The 22733-nt window shown below is 68.6% G+C and carries 23 protein-coding genes; 13 read left to right on the forward strand and 10 right to left on the reverse strand.

The genetic code is table 11. The features are described from left to right. Nucleotides 1-17 precede the first annotated feature (17 nt). Nucleotides 18-704 carry a metal ABC transporter permease gene (locus MFF22_RS08195; protein WP_238248466.1) on the forward strand — a complete coding sequence of 229 codons (687 nt, stop codon included), beginning with the start codon at nt 18-20 and terminating at the stop codon, nt 702-704. A gap of 399 nt (nt 705-1103) precedes the next feature. On the opposite strand, the gene MFF22_RS08200 is transcribed toward MFF22_RS08195, so the two are convergent. Both MFF22_RS08200 and MFF22_RS08205 read right to left on the reverse strand, forming a co-directional pair. Further along, the gene (locus tag MFF22_RS08200) at nt 1104-1763 is read right to left on the reverse strand and encodes a 3-oxoacid CoA-transferase subunit B (protein WP_238248467.1); all 660 of its coding nucleotides are present in this window, start codon (nt 1761-1763) and stop codon (nt 1104-1106) included. Between the two features lie 20 nt (nt 1764-1783). Then, nucleotides 1784-2524: a CoA transferase subunit A gene (locus MFF22_RS08205; protein ID WP_238248468.1), complete on the reverse strand. Its 741-nt coding sequence runs from the start codon at nt 2522-2524 to the stop codon at nt 1784-1786. A 282-nt stretch (nt 2525-2806) separates the two neighbouring features. On the opposite strand from MFF22_RS08205, the gene MFF22_RS08210 reads away from it, so the two are divergent. Continuing rightward, a complete protein-coding gene (locus MFF22_RS08210; protein ID WP_238248469.1) occupies nt 2807-4630 on the forward strand; it encodes an AsmA family protein in 1824 nt (607 codons plus the stop codon). Nucleotides 4631-4726: 96 nt separating this feature from the next. Continuing rightward, complete coding sequence (locus MFF22_RS08215; RefSeq protein WP_238248470.1) at nt 4727-5506, forward strand: DUF1499 domain-containing protein; 780 nt, start codon at nt 4727-4729, stop codon at nt 5504-5506. Between the two features lie 28 nt (nt 5507-5534). On the opposite strand, the gene MFF22_RS08220 is transcribed toward MFF22_RS08215, so the two are convergent. Together MFF22_RS08220 and MFF22_RS08225 are read right to left on the reverse strand one after the other, a co-directional pair. Beyond that, nucleotides 5535-6413: an MBL fold metallo-hydrolase gene (locus MFF22_RS08220; protein WP_238248504.1), complete on the reverse strand. Its 879-nt coding sequence runs from the start codon at nt 6411-6413 to the stop codon at nt 5535-5537. Between the two features lie 84 nt (nt 6414-6497). Next, entirely contained in the window at nt 6498-7511 is a 1014-nt protein-coding gene (locus MFF22_RS08225) for a DUF2865 domain-containing protein (protein WP_238248471.1), read from the reverse strand. Nucleotides 7512-8147: 636 nt separating this feature from the next. On the opposite strand from MFF22_RS08225, the gene MFF22_RS08230 reads away from it, so the two are divergent. Then, a complete protein-coding gene (locus MFF22_RS08230; protein WP_007568853.1) occupies nt 8148-8324 on the forward strand; it encodes a DUF1328 domain-containing protein in 177 nt (58 codons plus the stop codon). Nucleotides 8325-8440: 116 nt separating this feature from the next. Here MFF22_RS08230 and MFF22_RS24890 read toward each other — a convergent pair whose 3' ends face one another. Further along, complete coding sequence (locus tag MFF22_RS24890; protein WP_442412696.1) at nt 8441-8794, reverse strand: NepR family anti-sigma factor; 354 nt, start codon at nt 8792-8794, stop codon at nt 8441-8443. 173 nt (nt 8795-8967) lie between these two features. On the opposite strand from MFF22_RS24890, the gene MFF22_RS08235 reads away from it, so the two are divergent. Next, nucleotides 8968-9771, forward strand: coding sequence for a response regulator (locus MFF22_RS08235; RefSeq protein ID WP_238248472.1), 804 nt, complete (start codon nt 8968-8970; stop codon nt 9769-9771). Nucleotides 9772-10864: 1093 nt separating this feature from the next. Here the strand turns inward: MFF22_RS08235 and MFF22_RS08240 are convergent. Continuing rightward, on the reverse strand, nt 10865-11053 hold the full coding sequence (locus MFF22_RS08240) for a con-10 family general stress protein (RefSeq protein ID WP_238248473.1): 189 nt from the start codon (nt 11051-11053) through the stop codon (nt 10865-10867). 188 nt (nt 11054-11241) lie between these two features. Here MFF22_RS08240 and MFF22_RS08245 point away from each other — a divergent pair, with 188 nt between their 5' ends. Beyond that, entirely contained in the window at nt 11242-11439 is a 198-nt protein-coding gene (locus MFF22_RS08245) for a hypothetical protein (protein WP_238248474.1), read from the forward strand. A 9-nt stretch (nt 11440-11448) separates the two neighbouring features. Here the strand turns inward: MFF22_RS08245 and MFF22_RS08250 are convergent, their stop codons facing one another. Next, on the reverse strand, nt 11449-12219 hold the full coding sequence (locus MFF22_RS08250; protein WP_238248475.1) for an SCO family protein: 771 nt from the start codon (nt 12217-12219) through the stop codon (nt 11449-11451). Between the two features lie 120 nt (nt 12220-12339). On the opposite strand from MFF22_RS08250, the gene MFF22_RS08255 reads away from it, so the two are divergent. After that, nucleotides 12340-12783 carry a cyclic nucleotide-binding domain-containing protein gene (locus MFF22_RS08255; RefSeq protein WP_238248476.1) on the forward strand — a complete coding sequence of 148 codons (444 nt, stop codon included), beginning with the start codon at nt 12340-12342 and terminating at the stop codon, nt 12781-12783. A 2-nt stretch (nt 12784-12785) separates the two neighbouring features. On the opposite strand, the gene MFF22_RS08260 is transcribed toward MFF22_RS08255, so the two are convergent. Then, nucleotides 12786-13229, reverse strand: coding sequence for a VOC family protein (locus MFF22_RS08260; RefSeq protein WP_238248477.1), 444 nt, complete (start codon nt 13227-13229; stop codon nt 12786-12788). 166 nt (nt 13230-13395) lie between these two features. On the opposite strand from MFF22_RS08260, the gene MFF22_RS08265 reads away from it, so the two are divergent. Beyond that, nucleotides 13396-14061 carry a L,D-transpeptidase gene (locus tag MFF22_RS08265; protein ID WP_238248478.1) on the forward strand — a complete coding sequence of 222 codons (666 nt, stop codon included), beginning with the start codon at nt 13396-13398 and terminating at the stop codon, nt 14059-14061. Nucleotides 14062-14105: 44 nt separating this feature from the next. On the opposite strand, the gene MFF22_RS08270 is transcribed toward MFF22_RS08265, so the two are convergent. Next, nucleotides 14106-14297, reverse strand: a complete 192-nt coding sequence (locus MFF22_RS08270) for a hypothetical protein (protein WP_238248479.1) — start codon at nt 14295-14297, stop codon at nt 14106-14108. Nucleotides 14298-14734: 437 nt separating this feature from the next. Continuing rightward, nucleotides 14735-15643, reverse strand: coding sequence for a LysR family transcriptional regulator (locus MFF22_RS08275; protein ID WP_238248480.1), 909 nt, complete (start codon nt 15641-15643; stop codon nt 14735-14737). Between the two features lie 147 nt (nt 15644-15790). Between MFF22_RS08275 and MFF22_RS08280 the strand changes: the two genes are divergently transcribed. The 5 genes from MFF22_RS08280 (at nt 15791) to MFF22_RS08300 (ending at nt 22630) form a co-directional block, all read left to right on the forward strand. Beyond that, entirely contained in the window at nt 15791-17305 is a 1515-nt protein-coding gene (locus MFF22_RS08280) for an ABC transporter substrate-binding protein (protein ID WP_238248505.1), read from the forward strand. A gap of 276 nt (nt 17306-17581) precedes the next feature. Next, complete coding sequence (locus tag MFF22_RS08285) at nt 17582-18496, forward strand: ABC transporter permease (RefSeq protein ID WP_238248481.1); 915 nt, start codon at nt 17582-17584, stop codon at nt 18494-18496. Between the two features lie 41 nt (nt 18497-18537). Continuing rightward, nucleotides 18538-19449: an ABC transporter permease gene (locus tag MFF22_RS08290; RefSeq protein ID WP_238248506.1), complete on the forward strand. Its 912-nt coding sequence runs from the start codon at nt 18538-18540 to the stop codon at nt 19447-19449. 136 nt (nt 19450-19585) lie between these two features. Beyond that, entirely contained in the window at nt 19586-21007 is a 1422-nt protein-coding gene (locus tag MFF22_RS08295; RefSeq protein ID WP_238248482.1) for a M20 family metallopeptidase, read from the forward strand. A 3-nt stretch (nt 21008-21010) separates the two neighbouring features. Then, nucleotides 21011-22630 (forward strand): ABC transporter ATP-binding protein, encoded by a 1620-nt coding sequence (locus tag MFF22_RS08300; protein ID WP_238248483.1) that lies wholly within the window; start codon nt 21011-21013, stop codon nt 22628-22630. Nucleotides 22631-22733 lie beyond the last annotated feature (103 nt).

The raw sequence follows: 22733 nt of genomic DNA on the forward strand, positions 1-22733 counted from the left end.
AACGGAGACAAATCCCTATGCTGAAGTCCGTGACCCTCCGCCTCGCCACCGCCGGCCTCATCGGCCTCGCGGGCGTCTCAGCCGCCTCCGCCCTCGAGCGGGTGCGCGGTACCATCGACAAGGTCGAATCCGGGTCCGTCACCCTGAAGACCGATGCCGGCTCCACCGAGACCATCGCCCTGACCGGCGCGAAGGTCGTTTCGGTGGTGCCGTCGAGCCTCGATCAGATCAAGGAAGGCACCTTCATCGGCACCGCCACCAAGGGCGAGAACCCCATGACCGCCCTGGAGGTCGTGCTGTTCCCCGACTCCATGCGCGGCACGGCCGAGGGGCACTACGGCTGGGATGCGATCACCGACCACACCGCGGGCAGCGGCGCCAAGGTGAAGAGCGCCATGACCAACGGGACGGTGAAGGCCGAGACCTCCGGCGGCCCGAAGGTGAAGAGCGCCATGACCAACGGCACGGTCAAGGCCGAGAAGTCTGCGACGGGTGGTGAGCGGACCCTGACGGTCACCTACGACAAGGATGGGTCCAAGCAGATCGTCGTCCCGGCCTCGGCGCCGATCGTTGCCTTCGAGCCGGCCGACAACGCCGTGCTCAAGCCGGGCGCGAAGGTGTTCGCGGTCGTCGACAAGAACGGCGGCAAGATGGACGGCAAGCTGGTGGCCGTCGGCAAGGACGGCCTGACCCCGCCGATGTAGTTATTGCGGATAGGGCCGTCCTAGGCCGGTCCATCCCGCCACCTCATCCTGAGGCGCCCGCGTGAGCGGGCCTCGAAGGAGGGCTCCAGCCAGCGCTGCGATCCCTGGAGCCCTCCTTCGAGGCGGCTGTTGCCGCACCTCAGGATGAGGGGAGTGGAATCGTTCCGGGATATGGGCGGCCTCTCACATCCGCGCCGTCATTGCGAGGCGGAGCCGAAGCAATCCAGGGCGCGACCTGTCCGGCTAGGGCAGTGCCGTCTGGATTGCTTCGCTCTCACTCGCAATGACGGGGTTTGGTGTTCGGGGAGCCGTGCCCCATTTGGCACGGGCGTTCCCCTCTCCCGACCCCCTTCGGGGGCCACCCTCCCCCGCGGAGGGGAGAGGGCAGGGTCCGTCGCGCTACTTCAGCTCGACCTTGTACTCGCCTTCCGTCTTCGCCCGGATCTCGTCCTCGGTCACGCCGTCGGCGAGTTCGATCAGGGTCATGCCGCCGTCACCCTTCTTGTCGATGGTGAAGACGCCGAGGTCGGTGATCACCAGATCGACCACATGGGTACCGGTCAGCGGCAGGTCGCACTCCTTGAGCAGCTTGGCGCTCTCGGTGCCGTCCTTGTTCCTGGCGACGTGCTCCATCACCACCACGACGCGCTTGACGCCGGCCACGAGGTCCATGGCGCCGCCCATCCCCTTCACCATCTTGCCGGGGATCATCCAGTTGGCGAGGTCGCCGTTCTGGGCCACCTGCATGGCGCCGAGGATCGACAAGTTGATGTGCCCGCCGCGGATCATCCCGAAGGAATCGGCCGAGGAGAAGTAGCTCGTCGTCGGCAGGGCGGTGATCGTCTGCTTGCCGGCGTTGATCAGGTCCGGGTCCTCCTCGCCCTCATAGGGGAAGGGGCCCATGCCAAGCATGCCGTTCTCGGACTGCAACTGCACCGACATGCCTTCGGGGATGTAGTTCGACACCAGCGTCGGGATGCCGATGCCGAGGTTCACGTAGAAGCCGTCTTCCAGCTCCTTGGCGGCGCGCGCCGCCATCTGCTCGCGGGTCCAGGCCATGGTCGGTCTCCTCTCCCCGGTCAGTGCGTGCCGCCGCCGGCCGCAGCGGCCGGGGTCGCGTCGTTGCGCTTGCGGGTGGTGCGCTGCTCGATGCGCTTCTCGCCGGTATTCACCGCGATGATCCGCTTCACGAAGATGCCCGGGGTGTGGATCGTGTCCGGGTCGATCTCGCCGGGCTGCACGAGGTGCTCGACCTGCGCCACCGTCACTTTCGCGGCGGTCGCCATCATCGGGTTGAAGTTGCGCGCGGTCATCCGGTAGCGGAGGTTGCCCTCGGTATCACCGGTATGGGCGTGGACGATGGCGAGGTCGGCGAACAGGCCGCGTTCCATCACGTAGTCCTCGCCGTCGAACTGGCGGGTCTCCTTGCCCTCGGCGACCTTGGTGCCGAAGCCGGTCTTGGTGAAGAAGGCCGGAATGCCCGCGCCGCCGGCGCGGATGCGCTCGGCGAGCGTGCCCTGCGGGTTGAACTCGATTTCCAGCTCACCGCCGAGGTACTGCCGGGCGAACTCCTTGTTCTCACCCACGTAGGACGAGATCATCTTGGCGACCTGCCGGGTCTCCAGGAGCTTGCCGAGTCCGACGCCGTCGATGCCGGCGTTGTTGGAGACGATGGTCAGGCCCTTCACGCCCGACGCCTGGACCGCGTCGATCAGCTCGTCGGGGATACCGCACAGGCCGAAGCCGCCGCACATGATCATCATGTTGTCGCGCAGGAGGCCGGCCAGCGCCTCCGTCGGACCCTTGTAGACCTTCCGCATCGAACCGTCCTTCCTCCCCGCCGGGCTTTGCCGTGCCGGTAAGCATGATCCGGGCCTGCTCTTCCCGATTCCGCGGCTGCGGTCCAGTGCCCCGGGGCGACGGAAGCGGCAGGTGGGCCGATCCGTCATGGGCCGGGCGAATCACAGCTTCCTGCGCGGGAACCCGTTGCCGAGAAGACAAAAGCCTCAGAAAAGGTTAAGGGCATCGCATATCGACGATGCCCTGCCGGGCCGCGCCGACCCCCTGGGGCCGCGCCGCGGCCACGGCTCGTCTGGAGCCCGATGTCGCCGCGTCGCCCCCTCTTCGTTCTCGCCATCGGGGCCGTCGCCCTGGCCGGGCTCGGCCTGCGCGACTGGCCGATGGAGAGCCGGAGGGCGGTCACCTTCGCGAACCGGTCCCTGGCCGCTTACGGCCTCACCCTGTCTGCCACGGGGCCCGCCTCCGTCCGCCTGCTGCCGTGGCCCTCCGTCTCCCTCGACGGGGTCCGGGTCGCCGCGGCGAGCGGGCCGATTTTGGTCGAGGGCGACCGCCTCGTGGCCGAGATCGATCCCCTGGCCGTCGTCGCCGGGCGGTCGCCCGTCGGCACCCTGCGACTCGACGGTGGGCGGATCTCATCCGAGGCCTCGGCCTGGGCGGATCCCGTCGCCCGCCTGCGGCAAGGGGTCGGGACGGGGCAGCGCCCGCCGCGGATGATCGTCACGGGGGCCCGGCTCGGCGATGGCGGGCAGGCCCGGGACCTCGACCTCGACGTGGGGTGGCCGTTCTGGAGCGGATCCGTCGGGCTCACCGCGAGCCTGACATGGCGGGGGGTGCCGACCCGCCTGTCCCTCAGCCGGCTCCGGCCCGCGGATCTGATCGACGGGCACCGCAGCCCCTTCGTGGGAGAGGCCACATGGCCCGGCGGCAGCCTCGCCCTCGACGGCATGGCCCTCCTGCCCGCCGAGGCAGCCGGGTCGCCCTCCCTGTCCGGACGAGCCCGCTTCGAGACGTCTTCCCTGCCCGAGACGCTGACATGGCTCGGAAGCGAGGCGCCCCTGGCGCCCCTGGCCGGCGCCTTCAGCCTCGAAGGCGCCTTCGAGGCCGAGGGGCGGGCGGTCTCGTGGCCGGTGCTGCGGGTCAGCACGGGCAGCACGGTCCTGGAGGGAGCGGGGGCCTTTTCCCTGGGAAGCGCGGCGGCGCCGCGCCTGTCCGTCCAGGCGACCCTCGCCGCCGACCGCATCGACCTCGCCCCCCTGGTGGGGACGCTGGTCAAGTTGTTCTCCGATGGGAGCGCCCCCGTCGCCCTCGCTCCCCTGAGCCGGGGAGACCTCGACCTGCGCCTTTCGGCCTCCGAAGGGCAGATCGGCCCCCTCGCGGCGGCCGACCTCGCCGCCAGCGTGCTGATCCGCGATGCAGCGGTGGAAGTCGCCTTGAACCGCGCCCGCCTCCGGGACGGTATCCTGAAGGCCCGCGTCACCCTGTCCCAGGGGGCGGACCCGGCGGAGACGGACATGAAGGCGCAGGGCGGCCTCGATCAGGTCGACCTCGGTGGGTTGATGAGCGATCTCGGCGGCACCCGGTGGGTGACGGGACCGCTCCAGGGCCAATTCGCCCTCGAAAGCCACGGGCGGGACGTGGCAGCCCTGATCGCCGGCCTGGGTGGCCGGGCGAGCGTGGCGATCGATGGGGGCTCCCTGGCGGGGGTCGACCTGACGGATGTCATCCACCGCAACGGGGGTCTCGCGCCGGGAGCCCTGGCCCGGCGCAACGGCCGCACCGGCTTCGAGCGGGCGGCGGTCGTCCTGCGCTTCACCGACGGGATCGGCGAGATCACCGAGGCGGATCTGCGCGGCGCGGGCGTCGCGGCGACCCTACGCGGGCAGATCTCCCTGCCGGACCAGCGCCTCGACGTCGTGGCGCTCCTGGCACCGCGGCTGGCGGCTGAGGGGGCCCGGCTTGTCCGGATCGCCATCACCGGACCCTGGGATGCGCTCACCGCCAGGACGCAGCACGGGGACAACGACGATCCCACAGGCCAGACCTCGGCCGTGGCGCGGATGCGCGGGATCCTCCAGATGCCCGCTTCCATCGGCCTGCCCCCCGACACCCGCGCCTATGCCCCCTGACGGGCTGGCGGGGCACCGCGCCGCCGCGTAAGACGGCTCGCGCCGCCGCCGCCCAGGCGAAGACGGGTGGTTTCGGGAACCGTCTCAGGGAGATCCATGCATCGCCTGCTCGTCGAGGATCCCGTCACCCGGGCGGGTCCCCTGGCCCGGCACCTCGCCCTCTTCTCGCTGCTGGCGACCGGGATCGCCCTTCTGGTGGTGCGCGATCCCCGGGCCGACGTCCCGGCCGCGCTCACGGCCCTGGCGGCGGGTCTGTGCGTCGCCATCCTGGCGATCGTCGCGGCCATCTTCGCCTTCGTGAGAGTCTGGCAGGACGGCGCGCGGGGCCTCGGCGCGGCCATCGGCGGCCTTGTCCTGGCGGTGCTGGTGCTGGGCTACCCCGCCTATGCCGGCCTGCGGGGAGCGCGGCTGCCGGCCCTGTCCGACATCTCGACCGACACCGATTCGCCCCCGGCCTTCTCCCGCTCCCGTGCCGCCTTCGCCGCCCGGGACGGGCGCATGCCGGCGGAGCCCGACCGCGCCGCCCGGGACAGGCAGCGCAAGGCCTACCCGCAAATCGCGCCGCTGACCCTCGACATCGACGCCGACCAGGCCTTCGAACTCGCCCGGCAGGCGGCCCTCAAGCGCAGGTGGCAGATCGTCGAGGCGATCCGACCCGGCGGCCGGATGGGGCAGGGCCGGATCGACGCCATCGCCCGCGGCCTCGTGCTGAACCTGCCGGACGACGTCACCGTGCGGGTCCGGCCCAGGGCCGACGGGGCACGCATCGACGTGCGCTCGGCCTCTCGCCTCGGCAGCCGCGACTTCGGCGGCAACGCCGACCGTATCCGCGCCTACCTCGACGACGTGTCGAACCTCGCCCTCACGGCGAAGTGAGACGGAGCCCCCCGCGGGGCGAGGGGCGTCAGGCCGGGCCGTACCGGCTGTCGAGGAGGGGAGGGCCGTCGCAGGTGGCGAGCCCGCGGGAGACGAGATCCTCCAGATGGGCGAAGACCGAGAGGGCCGCCGCCCCACGCAGGCGCGGATCGAGGCCCTGGTAGACCGCCGCCACGATCTCGGCGATGCGGGCGTCCCCCGCCGCGAGCCGGGCGCGGATACCCGCCTCCCGCTGGCGGCGATGCCCCGCCAGACCTCGAACGAAGCGGGCCGGATCCCTGACCGGGCCGCCGTGACCCGGCCAGTAGACGGCGTCCGAGCGGGTCCGCAACGCGTCGAGGGACTCCATGTAGGCGCGCATCTGCCCATCGGGCGGGGCGACCACGGTGGTGGACCACGCCATCACATGGTCGCCGGAAAACAGGGCGTCCCCCTCCGGAAAGGCGAAGGCGAGGTGGTTCATGGTGTGGCCGGGGGTCGGGACGGCGCTGAGCGTCCAGCCCGGTCCCGTCACCGTATCGCCCTCGGCCATCTCCCGGTCGGAGTGATGCTCCCGGTCGGCGCTCGCATCGAGGGCGGGGATTTCCCCTGCGAGGAGAGGGCGGGCGGGCCGGTGGGGGCCGCAACCGAGGATCGGCGCGCCCGTCGCGGCCTTCAGGCGGCGGGCCCCCGGGGAATGGTCCCGGTGGGTGTGGGTCACGAGGATCGCGTCCACCGTCTCGCCCGCAAGGTCTCCCAGGAGCGCATCGAGGTGGGCGGGATCGTCGGGGCCCGGATCGATCACCGCCACCCGGCCGTGCCCGACCACGTAGGTGCAGGTCCCCGTCGCCGTGAAGGGCCCGCGGTTGCCCGCCACCCGGCGCCTGATGAGCGGTGAAACCTGCTCCAGATGCCCAGGCTGGGGCATGTCGGCGGTCTTGGCGGATGGTGTGTCGTCGGTCTCTGCCATGCCCGGCATCTAGCGCATTTCGCGCCGGATGCGCAGGCAGGTTCAGCGTAGATAAGGCGAGGGGACGACGACGCGCGGTGTCATCCGGCCCGGACCCGAAGGCGACGGAAACTCGTCCCCCGCCCCCGCCATCTGGACGACGGGGCTGCCCTCGGCGGCCCGGACTTGCTGCCGGAAGCTGCGGGCCGCGGCCTCCCGGCGGATCGTGCCGACGCGGGCTTCGACGGCTCGCACCCGCGTCCGCCCGATGGCGGCTCGGCGGTAGTCCTGCAGTTCCACCTGTCCCCCATCGATGCGGGTGACCACCTGCGCGCTTGTCCGCGTGGCGATGACGTCGCCGCGCCGGAGTGTCTGGTCCGTCTCGAGGGCGGCGTGGATCGCCCTGCCTGCGGGCTGACAGGCGCAATCCGCCACCCGGCGCTGTCGGAAGACGTTGGCGACGGCCGAGGCACGATAGGGGAGCCCCCCGGCGCTGACTGCGTGGTCCAGTGCGGTTTCGCCCGCAGCGAGGGTGTACACCTCCGTCGCCGCGTTCGGGCAGGCCGCCGCGCAGGCGCTCGCGTGCAGGGGCAGATCGGCCGAGTCGCGCAGGTTGCCGAGGGGAAAGAGGTAGCCGTCGCAACGACGGACGCAGACTGTCCTGTCACCAAGACGCCCCGGGACGGGAGCCGCCGCGGCCTTCACGAGGCGCCGCCGCCGTCTTTCGACAACGGGGTATGCGAAGGATTCGGGCCGCGGTGTGCGGACGACGTGACGGTGGATACGGTCCAGCCGCCGGGGTGGGAGGGTATTGTAACGCGTCGGCTGTGGCACCGCTCTGAGTTCGGCGTCACGGCGCCCCCCGCCGAACAATATCTCAAAGAAGCCGGCAAGCCCGTCGCGTTCGGACGCATGGACGAGGGAACCGCCGATGGCCACCGACCCGAGGCCGAGCACGAGTCCGGCGAGAACCGTGCGTACCAGACGTCCTCGGACGCCGCCCGGCGCCCAACCACCGGTCAGCACGGTGGCGACGGTCCCGAGGACGGCTCCCCAGCCCCTCAGATCACCCTTCACGGCAGCCCTGCTCCGTCCCGACGCATGCGACGGCGACTTAGGCCCGCTGCCGAGTCCCGGGCAACAGCGGTAAACAACTTATTTATGGGGATTGGGGGAAATGATCGCAATTTTGCACAGTTTAACGATCTTGTTTGACTGTTTTCGCCACCTACAAATTCGCGAAGACAGTATCCCGTTCATTCCGATGCAGGCCCGGCCTCGAACTCTTTGCCCCGAGGATGACATGCACGTCAGGTCGGTTGTGGGCGGGCGTCCGATTTCCGAGAGAGTCAGTAGCGGCGCTGGCGGGTGCTCACCCGGACGGGAATCGGCTGTAGGGCCGGGGCTGGGACGAGTCCACGGACGGCGTTGGCAACGAGATCAGCCACGGCCTTGCCTAGACGGGACAGCCGGGCCGAGGCGGTGTTCGCCTTACCGTGGCCTTTGCGAAATCTTCTGATCGAAAAAGCCGGCATTGTTCACCCCGCGATGGAGTCTTGAGCCTGTGACGAACGCCGGTCCGCCCTGACTGTTCCTCGCATCGGTCCACAAGGAGAGTTGCGACATCTTGGAACCGGATAAGAAACTTGGCGTTTTCAAGGCAATCACAGCACGGAGCTTCAGCCGTGCCGGAGCTTTAGAAGGATCAACGCGATGCTTGGTTGGGCCGTCACTTTCCTCGTCGTCGCCCTCGTGGCCGCTCTGCTCGGGTTCGGCGGTATTGCCGGCACCGCGATGGAAGCTGCGAAGCTGGTGTTCTTTGTTGCGATCGTGCTCTTTGCCATCTCGGCCGTCGTCGGCCTGATGCGCGGCCGTTCGCCGACGCTTTAAACTGTTTCGCCTTAGGGAGCGCACGTGAGGGCCGCCCCCAAAAGGGGTGGCCCGATCGGTTTAAAGCAGAGTACGGTGTTTGATCACGTTATAGTGCGCAGACCGGATGCGCTTCCCTAGTCCTGGTTCCGGTCATTCGTATCGAGTTTGGCGATCAATTCTGCGAATCGATCCGGGACCGGTTGGGCCGCCACCGTCTCGTACATATTCCGCAACTGGAGGGCGAGGCGGTCCCGAATTTGCGGTGTGAGAGAAACGGTCTTGCGTGTCGCTTTCCCCATCGATCCCGTCAGACCTGTGTCGTTATCGGATCGATCGGCCAAGGTGTCACCTACAGCGGGGTCCGTGAGGGCGTCTGACTCTGGTCGTACGTCACCGAGATCTCCGCCGGATCTCTCCACCGTCATCCAAGCGCCCCTTGTTGCACGCATCTGCACGGCCACATTGTGCTGTAGCTCGAGTTGCGTCATGGCTTCCGCGGCAACGTCCGCTTCGCCGTTCGGTTCCGCTTTTCGCGGAACGGAGCTGCGATACCTGCGTTGGGCGGGAGGCCAAGGATCATAAGCCAAGGCTCAGGCACCGCTTCCGACCGGGTTAGGCGGGGGATTGCCTGAGGTCAAAGGCAAGGCACAGGTATTAGAGAATGTCGACATCGCAACTCGTGGTGCAGCATCTGCCGTACCTGCGCCGATATGCGCGGGCGCTGACGGGCAGCCAAGTGGCGGGTGATGCCTACGTGGCGGCGACGCTGGAAACGCTGGTGAACGAGCCGGATACGCTTGGGCGCAGCACCAACATCAAGGCTGACCTGTTCCGCGTCTTCACGCGGATCTGGAACTCGCTCTCGGTGAACGGCCGCAGCGATCAGGTGCAGCACGATCTCCCAGCGGAGGTTCGCCTCGGTCAGATCACTCCGCTCCCCCGGCAGGCCTTCCTTTTGTCCTGCCTCGAAGGCTTCTCGGAAGAGGATGCCGCGACGATCCTCGGGGTCGATGTCGCCGAGGTCCGGGATCTGGTGGATGAGGCCGGCCGCGAATTGGCCGCCGACATGGCCACGGGCATCCTCATCATCGAGGACGAGCCGTTGATCGCCATGGATCTCGAGGCCCTCGTCGAGGGTCTTGGCCACAATGTGATCGGCGTTGCCCGGACCCGCAGCGAGGCGGTCAAGATCGCCAGCAGCGAGACCCGCCCCGGCCTGATCCTGGCCGACATCCAGCTCGCCGACGGGTCGTCCGGCCTGGATGCCGTCAACGACCTCCTGAAGACCTTCGAGGTGCCGGTGATCTTCATTACCGCTTATCCCCAGCGGTTCCTCACCGGTGAGCGGCCGGAGCCGGCCTTCCTCATCGCCAAGCCCTTCCAGCCGGCCAACGTGTCGGCCGTGATCAGCCAGGCGTTGTTCTTCCAGCAGACGGCCCGGCGCCGGGAAGCCAAGACCGCGTGAGCTGACGGCGGACTCATCCACGCAGCAAAGGCTGACGACGAAAAAGCCCCGGCAATCGGCCGGGGCTTTTTCATGCGCGGGAGGCAGACTCGCGATGCACCGACGCAAAAAGAAACGGGCCGGAGCACGCTCCAGCCCGTCGATAAGGTTCCGGCCGATGCACAAGGGGAATGCGGGGAGGACCAAGTGGCCGGGTGTTCAGAAAACGGCGGGAGACCCCCGCGGTTCCGTCTTTAATTTGGCACGCGTGTTTTTTGCGTCACAGCCAGGGGCTGTGGATAACGGGGGTGTGGCGGCGCACGGCGCCCGAGGCGCAGTGCGAATACTGAGCCGTTAAAGAAGCGTGACAGTCGAGGAACTGTGGATAGCGTTCCGCGTTGATGAAACATCCTGTCAAGCTCCTTGTGAGGGTCACGGTGATGCAGCGGTCTGGCTTTATCCTCGGGATCGGTGCTCCGGCCGCTCTTCTCACGGTCTTGGCGCAGCCGGTCGTGCGCGACACGGCCGATCAATGGTCGCCGATCGTCCCGGTCGCCGCGGCGACCGCCCCCGCACCGCTGCCTGGGATGCGCCCCGTCTCCCTCGCTGTGAGCCCCACCCGTGTTGCCGGGATTGCCCGTGAGGCGTCTCGCTCAGGTCCCGTCGCTGTACAGATCCAGGAGCCGACGGGTCCGATGCCGGTGAAGCCGATGCGGCGTAATCTGCGAGAGGGCTGCGAGGCCCCCCTCAGCTCCCTCGTTGGCCCCGAGGCCCGGCGGATGGTGCCGGGACGCTGCATCTCCTGAACCGACCGAAGTTCGGACGTCGAAAGCCCCGCCGTGTGCGGGGTTTTTTTGTGTCTGGAGCGTTGGTCGTTGCGAGGGTATCGACCCAAGGACGCGCGTGATCCTAAGGCGTTCCGCCGCCCTGAATTGCTTCGCTTTCGCTCGCAATGACCGGAGGGCATCGGGCTGTGTCTGAGACAGGACCATTCCTGTGAGCGTTGTGCTCTAGGGCGGCCTCCAGATCAGCCCCGCCACCAAGCCCACGTACGAAAACGGCGCCGGTCCCTGGGGACGCGGCGCCGTACGCACACACACATCAATCGGCTTTGTTATTCGCCGCGGCCGGTACCGGTGGACTGTCCACCCTTGCGGCCCGCGGACGAGGCCAATTCCCGATCCTGCGAGAAGGAGCGCTTCTCGGCCGGCACGCTGCGGCCGCCCTTGCTCGCGATCTCGCGCTGACGCTCGATATTCATCGAGGCAAAGCCCCGCTTCGAGGTCGAGTTTCCGGATGCCATCAGTTCCTCCTCAGGCTTCGCTGCACTGGGCATAAACCTTCAGCAATAACCAAGGTTCCTGCTATGCCTGCGAGCTAGGCCGGAAAGCGGATTGAGCTTGGCAGCAACCGGTGTCCTAACGGAAACGTTGGCCAAGTCAGTGCGGCGCTAGAGACTAGCTTCGCAGTTGCAGCGCAGGATCTCACCGGATGACCAATCGCAATATGGTGAACGGCAACGCCCGGAAGGTGGAGCCGAATGAGGCGCCCCTCCCACCCATGCCGGCCCCCGAGGACGCCGCCCGCCCGACGACGCAGGAGGATCCCGTTGATTCGCCCCAGCCCAACGCCGCCGCCAAGCGCGACGCACCCGCCCCGGGGAAGCTGGGCCTGTCCACGGAGCGCTGATCGCGCCCGTCATGCGCCGCCGGCGGAGATTTCCTGCCGGCGGCGCACGCGAATGAGCGCCGTGATCAGCAATGCGATGGCCGCCACGGTCACCACCCCGGACACGACGAGGATGCGGCCGATCAGCGGCGCATAGACACCCTTCGCCGCGTCGAACCCGTAGCAGAGCAGGGCGAGACGGTCGGAGAGCGTGCCGACGCGACCTTCGCCAGCTTCTGCGAGGGCGAGGCGCAGGTCCTTCCCATCGAGGGCCAGCGGCGAAAGCACGCGGGCGAGGCGTCCGTCACCGGTGAGGAGCAGGGCGGCGGCCGGATGCGCGAAGCTGTCCGTGCTGCGATCGTAGGTGAACCGGTAGCCGAGGTCGCCCGTCAGCTCGCCGATTTCCTTTGCGCCCGCGACGAGGATGGCGGGGCCGCCAGGCCTGTCGCCCCAGACCGCCGCGATCCTGGCCCGGGCCGTCGCCGTATCATCCTTCGGGTCGATGCCGACGAGGATCAACCGCCTGTCTTCAGGGCGCAGCCCCGTGGCGGCCAGGGCGTCGGCCGAAAGGCCGATCATCGGATCGCAGACGTTGCCGCAGGTATAGTCCACAGGCAGGAGGAGGGCGGGGTGCCCGTCGAGCACCGCGCCCAGGCTGGTTGCCCGATCCGCGCTGGCATCGGTCACGGGCAGGGCGAGGGGCGCCCTGGCGCCGGGCTCCGGGGTGACGGCGACCTTGTCCAGTTCCGCCTTCGCGAGGCGCGCCTGCACTGGAAAGCCGGCCGTGAGGGCCGGGACCATCAGACACGCCGCAAGCGCGAGGCGACGGGCAGGGCTGGACAAAGGCATGGCAAGCCGCATGGATGAGCGCACCGGGACTTCCGACAACGCCCGGTCATCCTCCCGGTCGCGGAGCCACGCATGACCCTCGACACAGAGGTTTCGTCCCTCCGGCAAGTCCCGCTGTTCCGGGAGGTGGAGCCGGCGCGCCTGAAGCTCCTCGCCTTCACCAGCGAGCGGGTCCATTTCGAGCCCGGCCAGCGGTTCTTCTCCCGGGGGGACAGCTCGGACGCGGCCTATGTCATCCTGGAGGGCCGTGCGGAGGTCAGCATCGACGGCCCGGCCGGCCCCGTGCGCCTCGCCCTTCTCGGGGCCGACGCCTTGGTGGGCGAGATGGGCATCCTGGCCGAACAGCCCCGCTCGGCGACGGTGACGGCCGAGACCGCGGTGACCGCCCTGCGCATCGACCGGGGGGTTTTCCTCGAACTGCTGGCACAGTTTCCACAGATCAGCATCGCCCTGATGCGCGTGCTGGCCACCCGCCTCGAGCAGACGAACCAGGCCCTGGCCGAGAGCCGCGGCTGACCTCATGACGTCGGGTACGTGATGAATTCGAGCAGCGATCCGTCCGGATCGCGGAAGTAGACGCTCTGGCCCGCCCCCGCCGCCCCGTGGCGCTCCACCGGGCCGAGCTCGACCGCGACCCCGAGGGCATCGAGGTGGGCCATCGCCTCTTCCACTGTCCCCGACCAGCGGAAGCACAGGTCGCTGTTGCCGGGCATCACCGGCTCTGCGGCCACCGGCTCGGCCACAACGCCCGGGCCGTGGCAGTTCAGCTGCACCCCGCCGAAGCGATAGGCGAAGCCGGCTCCGCGCTCGATGATCTCGGCGCCCACGACGTCCCGGTAGAAGGCGTTGGACCGGTCCCAATCGCTGACATGGATCACGCAATGGTCGAGGTGGATCGCGGGCTTCAAAGCCACGACGGGGGTCTCGACGGTTTGGACGGGCTGGGTCTCGGTCTCTGGCATGGAGGCCTCCGCGGGATGCCGCGCGCCAGCGCCGGCGGCCCATACCTGAATTAGGGCGCCGGGGCGGGGCGGCGTAGCGCCGATCCGCCCCCGATGCGGCGCAAAAGCTACATCTGGAGGCGCGGGTTCGGGTTAGGCATGCATCATAAGATTGCAAAGGAAGGTCATGCCCGCCTCTCGCCCGAACAGCCGCCATCGGTGGAGGACGGTTCTTCTGGTTTTGACGGCAAGCGTTTCCCTCGCCGCCTGCCAGACCAACCGGTCTCAACTCGCCCAGGACGACGACTCGGATTGGTATATCGGCGCCAAGGCCGACAAGCCGTTCGATATTCCACTGGTCGATACTGCCCGTCTCGATCCGAAATACCGTCGGCAGACCGTGGCGTATACCGGCCTTGAGCCCCCCGGAACGATCGTGGTCGATATCGACCAGCGTCAGCTCTACCTCGTCCAGGAAGGTGGCACAGCCCTGCGCTACGGCGTCGGCGTCGGCAAAGCGGGCTTTTCGTGGAAGGGCGAGGCGCGGGTCGGCCGCAAGGGGGTCTGGCCGGATTGGAGCCCGACGCCGACCATGGTCTCCCTTCATCCGGACCTGCCGCGGACCCGCAAGGGCGGGCTCGACAATCCCCTCGGGGCCCGGGCGCTCTACCTGTACCAGGGCAACCGTGACATCCTGTTCCGCATCCACGGCACCAACGAACCCTGGAGCATTGGCGAGCAGATGTCCTCGGGGTGCGTGCGCATGCTGAACGAGGACGTCGCCGACCTATACGAGCACGTGCCTGTGGGCGCGCGGGTCATCGTCAAGCGCAACGGCAAGCCCCGGGCCTGACCCCGGGGCCATTATTTCGGGGCGTCGTCCTGCGGGAAGCGCCTTCAGCTCGAAGGGCTGCCGGAGACGCCGCGCGTCGCATCGGCCTGGGACCCGTCGCTGCCGAGCACGGTCGCCGCGGTCAGACCGCCGCGACGGACGTCGTCCGGGTCGGGCGGCCCGATCATGTGGGCCGCGGCGACGACGAGGGCGAGGGCTACGGCAAAGCCGTAAGCGACGGTCGTGAGCGTGCGCATGCCCCGTCAACGACCGGCCAAGTTTGCCGTTCCCGGCATCAGGGAAAACCGGCGAATGTGAGAGCCAGGATCAGCAGGACGACCCCGACTCCCATCAGGATGATGGCCGTTCGGCGGGCGTCGTCCGCGCCCTTGCCGGTCCGCTCATTCACCGGGCGAGTCCCGCCATCATGGCGGTGAGGCCGAAGAGCAGCGAGATGAGGGCCGCCGTGAGCAGCGCCCGATCGATCAGGCGGGCCCGGTTCTCGTCCATGTCGTCCTGAAGCATGGTTCAATCTCCCTCGTCATGAGATTGGATGAACCATGTTTCCGGCCTATGTCGAATACTGAGATTGCTATTCAGTTGTCGGAGGCGGGAGAGAGCAATCCAGTCGTGTCGTGTTTCTCGACGTGACGCACCCGAAGATAGCTTTCCGCCCGCGCGAAGCCGACTGCCGTCAATGCGGCACCTCGCGCGCCGGAGGCAGCGCCGCGCGGATCCGGCTGACGAAGGTCTGGACCGAGCGAGGCAGGCGCCGGCCGCGCATCGCCTGGATCTGGATCGTCCGGATCAGGGGAATTCGCGAGCTGATCGGCAGGCGAACGATCTCGTTGAGTCGCAGGGGGGTCTGCACGGACAGGGCGGACATGAGGGCGAGGCCGCGGGAGCGCCGCACGAAGGGCAGCAGCGCCGAGAGCACGTTGGCCGTGAGAACCGGCTCGACGACGATCCCCTCCGCTTGGCAGGCGGCGTCGAAGACGAGGCGGACGGTGGTGTCCCGGGTGGGCAGGGCCAGGGGGTATTTCGGCATGTCGGCGAGACGGAGCAGGGGCTCCCCGGCGAGGGGGTGGTCCGGCGCAGCCAGGGCGATCATCTCGACCGTGCCGTCGTAGAGCACATCCACCCCGTCGGCCGGACTCATGGCGAAGGTGATGGCGATGTCTGCATCCCCCTGCGCCACCAGCACTGTCGCCTGGGCCGGCGGCAACATCGACACCTCGAACCGGATGCCGGGATAGTCGGCGTGGAAGTCGGCGATGGCATTGGGAATGATGTCGAGGGCGAACCCTTCCGAACACGCCACCCTGATCCGGCCCCGGGCGAGGCCCTCGATCTCGCGGATCTCCATGACGACCTGATCCGCCCGGACCAGGACCTGATGGGCGTGCCGGGCGAGGAGTTCGCCGGCCGGGCTGAGGGCCATGCCCCGCGGCAGCCGCTCGAACAGGACGCAGTCGAGTTCGGCCTCGAGGTTGGCGATCTGACGGCTGATCGCGGATGCCGCCACGTTCAGCTGCGCCGAGGCCGCCGCGATCGAGCCTGTGCGGGCCACGGTGAGGAAATAGCGCAGGCTCGTTGTCTGCATCGCATTCCCGCGCGGATCTGCGTTGCCGGAACGGCAACGGCTCCATCGCCAAATTCTACTTGTTGCGATGGTTTCTGCACAACATGCTGGCAAGGTGAAAAAAACGGCATGGGCAGTTCGCCCATCCAGGTCGTGGAGCAGGTCCGTATGCCCTCACGTACTCTCGCCGCCGCGTTGCTTGCCAGCCTCATTGCCGGACCAGCACTGGCTGGCAAAGCGAACGACACGTTAGTTTACGCATCGGACTCCGAACCAGAGAACGTCAGCCCTTATCATAACAGCGCCCGAGAAGGTGTCATCCTGGCGCGGAATTGCTGGGATACGCTGCTCTATCGCAATACCAAGACCGGCACTTACGAGCCGATGCTGGCGACGAGCTGGAAATGGGTCGACGACACGACCCTCGATCTGGTGATCCGGGAGGGCGTAACCTTCCACAACGGCGATCCTCTTGGCCCCGAGGACGTCGCCTTTACGTTCAACTACGTTCTGACGCCGGAGGCGCGGACGGTCACCCGCCAGAACGTCGATTGGATGAAGTCGACGGAGGTCACCGGCCCTCATTCGGTGCGGATCCACCTGAAGCAGCCGTTTCCGGCGGCCCTCGAATACCTCGCGGGGCCGACGCCGATCTTCCCGGCGGCTTACTTCAAGAAGGTCGGCCTCGACGGGTTCGCTAAGGCGCCGGTCGGCAGCGGCCCCTACAAGATCGTGGCGGTGGACAGCGGCCGCGGCGTCAAGATGGAGCGGTTCGACAAGTACTGGGCGGAAAGCCCCCTCGGAAAGGCGAAGATCGGCAAGCTCGAATTCCGGGTGATCCCCGACGGGGAAAGCCGAATGGCCGAGCTGATGACCGGCGGCGTCGACTGGATCTGGCGCGTGCCGAGCGATCAGGCCGACCAACTCAGGGCGGCCCCCAACATCACGATCCTCAATTCCGAGACGATGCGGGTCGGCTTTCTCCAGTTCGACACCCTTGGCCGGGCGAAGGAGAACTCACCGCTGAAGGACGTCCGCGTCCGTCAGGCGATCTCCTACGCCATCGATCGCAAGGCGATGGTCGACAACTTGGTCCGCGGCTCGTCGCGGGTGATGAACGCCCTCTGCTTCATCGACCAGTTCGGCTGCACCGACCAGGGCGTGATCCGCTACCCCTACGACCCGGCCAAGGCCAAGGCGCTGCTGAGGGAAGCCGGCTATCCCAACGGGTTCGAGATCGATCTCGGCGCCTACCGGGAGCGGGACTACGCTGAAGCGGTGATCGGCTATCTCGGCGCCGTGGGTATTAAGGTTCGCCTGAACTACCTCCGCTACGCCGCGTTCCGGGACAGCTTGCGAGCCGGCAAAGTGTCCATCGGCTACCAGACCTGGGGCTCCTTCTCGGTCAACGACGTCTCTGCCTTCGACGGCGTCTATTTCCGCGGCGGCGAGGAGGATCTGACGAAGGACCCCGAGGTGATTGCCGACCTCCAGGCGGGGGATACGGCCACCGACCCGGACAAGCGCAAGGCCGCCTACGCCAAGGCCCTCGGGCGGATCGCCTCGCAGGCCTACGCCCTGCCGATGTTCTCCTATTCGACGAACTATGCCTTCACCTCGGACCTCGCCTTCACGGCGCAGCCCGACGAGGTGCCGCGCTTTTACGCGGCGTCTTGGAAGTGACGGGGGTGGGTCCCTTCTTCTTCTCCAGCAGGGATCGGTGCGGGACTGGTCCCACCCAATCCCTCATCCTGAGGTGCCCGCGTCAGCGGGCCTCGAAGGAGCCCTCCAGGGACCGCGCGGCTGGCTGGAGCCCTCCTTCGAGGCGGCTGTCGCCGCACCTCAGGATGAGGGGAAGGATGGGATCGGCGTCGGGCACGCCGTCACACATCGACGCCGACCCCCACAACAGCGGGCGCGATGCCCGCCCGTCCTGCCGCCCCGAAGGAGCGTGAGCCCATGCTCGCCTTTACCCTCCGGCGGATCCTCGTCGCCCTGGCAGTGGCCTTCACGGTCGCGGTGGCGAGCTTCCTCCTCCTGCACCTGTCGGGCGATCTGGCCACCGCCATCGCCGGGCCCGAGGCGACGGGACCGCAGATCGAGCAGATTCGCCGGGATTACGGCCTCGATCAGCCCCTCCTCGCGCAGTTCCTCACATGGGGCTGGCGGGCGTTGCACCTCGATTTCGGCAACTCGTTCTACTTCCGCGAACGGGTCGTGGATCTCTTGGCCGCGCGGTTACCGATCACGCTCTATCTCGGGATCATCGCCCTTTCCGTCGCCCTGTTCGTGGCGATCCCGCTCGGTGTCGTCGCGGCGGTCAAGCGGGACACCTGGGTCGACCGGCTCGCCCTGTCGGTCTCGGTACTGGGGCAGGCGATGCCGAGCTTCTGGTTCGGCCTTACGCTGATCCTGATCTTCTCCGTAAACCTGCGCTGGTTGCCGGTCTCGGGCAACGCGACCTGGAAGCACTTCGTCCTGCCCGCGGTGGCGCTCGGCTACTACGCCATGCCCGCCGTCATGCGGCTGACCCGCAACGGCATGCTGGAGGTGCTGTCCTCCGACTACGTCCGCACCGCCCGGGCCAAAGGCCTGCCGCCGCGCAAGATCCTCGTCCGCCATGCCCTGCGCAACGCGGTGATCCCGGTGATCGCGCTCGCGGCGGTGCAGTTCGGCTTCATGCTTGGGGGCTCCATCGTGATCGAGGCGGTCTTCTCCTTGCAGGGCCTGGGGCAGCTCGCCTGGGAATCCATCGCCCGCAACGACTTCCCCGTGGTCCAGGCGATCGTGCTGGTGCTCGCGATGATCTACATCGCCCTGACACTGGCCGCGGACCTGCTGAACGCCTTCCTCGATCCGAGGCTTCGCCAGTGACGACCCTGCCCCACGATTCCGCGGCCCTCGTCGCCTCGAACCTGCCGCAGCCGCCGGAGGCCCTGGCCGACCCCGTCGCTGCCCCCGCCAGCGTCCGCTCCCCCGGCGCGCTGGCGCTGCGCCGGGGCCTGCGCCACGGCGGATGCCTGATCGGTGGCGGGCTGCTCGCCCTGATCGTGGTGGCCTCCCTCGCCGCTCCGCTCATCGCGCCTCACGATCCCTACGCCCAGGATGTCTCCCGCCGCCTGATCCCGCCGATCTGGCAGGCGAAGGGCAACTGGGACCACATCCTCGGCACCGACAAGCTCGGCCGGGACTACCTCAGCCGCCTGCTCTACGGCGGCCAGATCTCCCTGCTGATCGGCCTCTCGGCGGCCCTCATCTCGGGGGTGATCGGCACCTTCCTCGGGGTCTGCGCCGGCTATTTCGGCGGCCGGATCGATTCCCTCGTCAGCTACGTCGTCACCACCCGCCTCGCCCTGCCGGTGGTACTGGTGGCACTGGCCATGGCCTCCCTGGTCGGAGGCTCCCTCAAGGTCGTGGTGCTGGTGCTCGGCTTCCTGCTATGGGACCGGTTCGCCGTGGTGGCCCGGGCGGCGACGCAGCAGATCCGCGGCCAGGACTTCATCAGCGCGGCCCGGGCCTCCGGCCTCACGGACCTGCGGATCGTCCTGCAGGAGATCCTGCCCAACATCGCGAATGCCCTGATCGTCGTGGCGACCCTGGAAATGGCTCACGCCATCCTGCTGGAGGCGGCGCTATCCTTCCTCGGCCTCGGCGTGCAGCCGCCGCTGCCGTCTTGGGGGCTGATGATCGCCGAGGGCAAGCAGTACATGTTCTTCCAGCCCTGGGTGATCACCATCCCCGGCGTGGCGTTGCTGGTGCTCGTGCTTGCCATCAACCTGCTGGGCGACGGCCTGCGCGACGTCACCGCCCCCGAGGCGCGGACCTGATGTGTCCCTCGCCGTCATCGCGAGCCACGCGAAGTGGCCCAGGGATATGCCCCGCCCGGACACGCCCCGCTCCCCTGGATTGCCTCGCTCCGCTCCCAATGACGGGAGCCGAGCCCTTCCATCCCGAGAACATTCCATGACGCGCGACGACGTGATTGCCCGGGCCACGGCCTATTTCGATGCGGGCGGCTATCTTTCCCTCCTGCGGGAGGCGGTCGCGATCCCGACCGAGAGCCAGCGGCCCGACCATGCCGCCCAACTCCACGCCTACCTCGCCGACTTCATCGGCCCGCTGATCGGGCGTCTCGGCTTCACGGACCCGACGATCCTGCCGAACCCGTCCAGCGCCTACGGCCCGTTCCTGATCGCCACCCGCCACGAGGGCGACGACCTCCCGACCGTCCTGATCTACGGCCACGGCGACACGGTGCGCAGCTATCCCGAGCAGTGGCGCGATGGCCTCGACCCGTGGTCGGTCACCGTCGAGGGTAACCGCTGGTACGGCCGTGGCACCGCCGACAATAAGGGCCAGCACGTCCTCAACCTCGTCGCCCTGGAGCAGGTGATCGAGGCGAGGGGCGGCCGGCTCGGCTTCAACGTGAAGTTGCTCATCGAGATGGGTGAGGAACTGGGTTCGCCGGGCCTGCGCCCGTTCTGCCGGGAGCAGGCGGCGGCGCTGAAGTCCGACGTGCTGATCGCCTCCGACGGGCCGCGCCTGAATGCAGAGCGGCCGACGCTCTTCCTCGGCTCCCGCGGGGCGTACAATTTCGAACTCGCCATCAACCTGCGCGAGGGCGGCCACCATTCGGGCAACTGGGGCGGGCTTCTGCGCAACCCCGGCACGGTGCTGGCCAGCGCCATCGCCTCCCTGGTCGATGCGAGGGGGACGATCCTCGTCGACTCCCTGCGGCCGCCGCCGATCCCCGACGGGGTCCGCGCGGCGCTGCGCGACATCCGGGTGGGCGAGGATCCGAACGCTCCGACCATCGACGAGGATTGGGGCGAGCCGGGTCTCACCCCCGCCGAACGGGTCTTCGCCTGGAACACCCTGGAAGTCCTGGCCTTCCTCACCGGCGATCCGGGCGGGCCGGTCAACGCCGTGCCGCCCCACGCCAGGGCGGTGATGCAGTTGCGCTTCGTCGTCGGGACCGATTGGCAGAACCTCATCGATAATGTCCGCGCCCACCTCGACGCCCACGGCTTCACGATGGTCGAGGTGCGGCCCGCCCGGGCGGCGGAGGTGTTCCAGGCGACGCGCCTGCCCGTCGAGGACCCGTGGGTCACCTGGGCGCTCGGCTCGATCGAGGCGAGCAGCGGCAAGGCGCCGGCCCTGCTGCCGAACCTCGGCGGGTCGCTGCCGAACGACGCCTTCTCGGAGATCCTCGGCCTGCCGACCCTATGGGTGCCGCATTCCTATCCGGCCTGCCAGCAGCACGCCCCGGACGAGCACCTGCTCGCCTCCGAGTCCCGGGAGGCGATGGCCATCATGGCCGGCTTATTCTGGGACCTCGGCGAGGATGGGCCCGCCATCCTGCGCCGCCGCGCGGGAGGCGCCTGACCCATGGCCGAACCTGCCGCCCCGCCGGTCGTGCGCATCCGCGACCTCACCATCGCCCTGCCGAAGGGCGCGGACCGGCCCCATGCCGTCGAGGGGCTGAACCTCGATCTGGAGGCCGGCAAGATCCTCTGCGTCGTCGGCGAATCCGGCTCTGGCAAGTCGATGAGCGCCTACGCCCTCACCGGCCTGCTGCCCCGTGCCCTCAAGGTCGCGGGCGGGTCGATCACCTTCGAGGGGCGGGAGTTGCTGGGCCTCGGCGAGGCGCAGTGGCGGGAATTGCGCGGACGCAAGGTCGCGATGATCTTCCAGGAGCCGATGACCGCCCTGAACCCGGTGATGCGGATCGGCGACCAGATCGCCGAGATGTACGAGGCGCATCACCTCTTCACCCGGGCCGAGCGGCGGGAGAGGGTGGTCGCCCTGGCCACGGAGGTCGGCCTGCCGAACCCGGCGGAGATCGTACGGGCCTATCCGCACCAGCTCTCCGGCGGGCAGCGCCAGCGGGCGATGATCGCCATGGCACTCGCCCTCGAACCCTCGGTACTGGTGGCCGACGAGCCGACTACCGCCCTCGACGTGACCACCCAGGCGCAGATCCTCAAGCTGATCCGCGAGTTGCAGCAGCGCCGGGGAATGAGCGTGATGTTCATCACCCACGATTTCGGCGTGGTGGCCGACATCGCCGATCAGGTGGCGGTTCTCCAGCGGGGCAAGCTCGTCGAGTTCGGCCCGGCGGCCGAGGTGCTGCACAACCCGCAGGCGCCTTACACGAAGAAGCTGCTGGCGGCGGTGCCGACCCTCAATCCGCCCAAACGTGAGCCCCTCGATGGGGCCCCGGTCGCCCTTTCCGTCAGCGGTCTGAGGAAGACCTACATCACCAAGGCGCGGTGGTTCGGGCCACCGCGGACGGTCAACGCGGCGAACGCGGTCACCTTCGATATTGGCCGGGGGGAGACCTTGGGTCTCGTGGGCGAATCCGGATCGGGCAAGTCCACCACGGCCCGGCTGGCGATCCGCCTCATCGAGCCGGACGGGGGCACGATCCGCGTCGGCGATCTCGATTATTCGGCCCTCGCCCCGGGCGCCCTGCGCACCGAGCGGCGGCGGATCCAGATGATCTTCCAGGACCCCTTCGCCTCCCTCAACCCCCGCCGGACCGTGGGGCAGATCATCACCGCCGGGCCCATCGCGCACGGTGTGCCGGGCAAGGTGGCCCGGGCGAGGGCGGAGGAGCTGCTCGCCCTCGTCGGGCTCGATCCGCGGGCCTACGACCGCTACCCGAACGCCTTCTCCGGCGGCCAGCGGCAGCGGGTCGGCATCGCCCGGGCGCTCGCCATGGAGCCCGACGTGCTGGTGGCCGACGAAGCGGTCTCGGCGCTCGACGTCTCGGTCCAGGCGCAGGTGCTGGCGCTGCTGGAGGACCTCAAGAAGCGCCTGTCGCTTGCGATGCTGTTCATCACCCACGACCTGCGGGTGGCGGCCACCATCTGCGACCGGATCGCGGTGATGCACCGGGGCGCCGTGGTCGAGCTGCGCCCGACCGCGGAACTCTTCGCCGCCCCCTCCCACGCCTACACACGCAGCCTGCTCGCCGCCGTCCCCGGGGCCCGGGCGGCCGGGTAAGGAGGCGGCGACCAGGATGATGTGATCCCACCCAACACCTCATCCTGAGGTGCCCGCGAGAGCGGGCCTCGAAGGAGCCCTCCAGAGATCGCGCGGCAGGCTG

The sequence above is a fragment of the Methylobacterium persicinum genome (assembly GCF_022179525.1).
GTDB classification, from domain to species: domain Bacteria; phylum Pseudomonadota; class Alphaproteobacteria; order Rhizobiales; family Beijerinckiaceae; genus Methylobacterium; species Methylobacterium persicinum.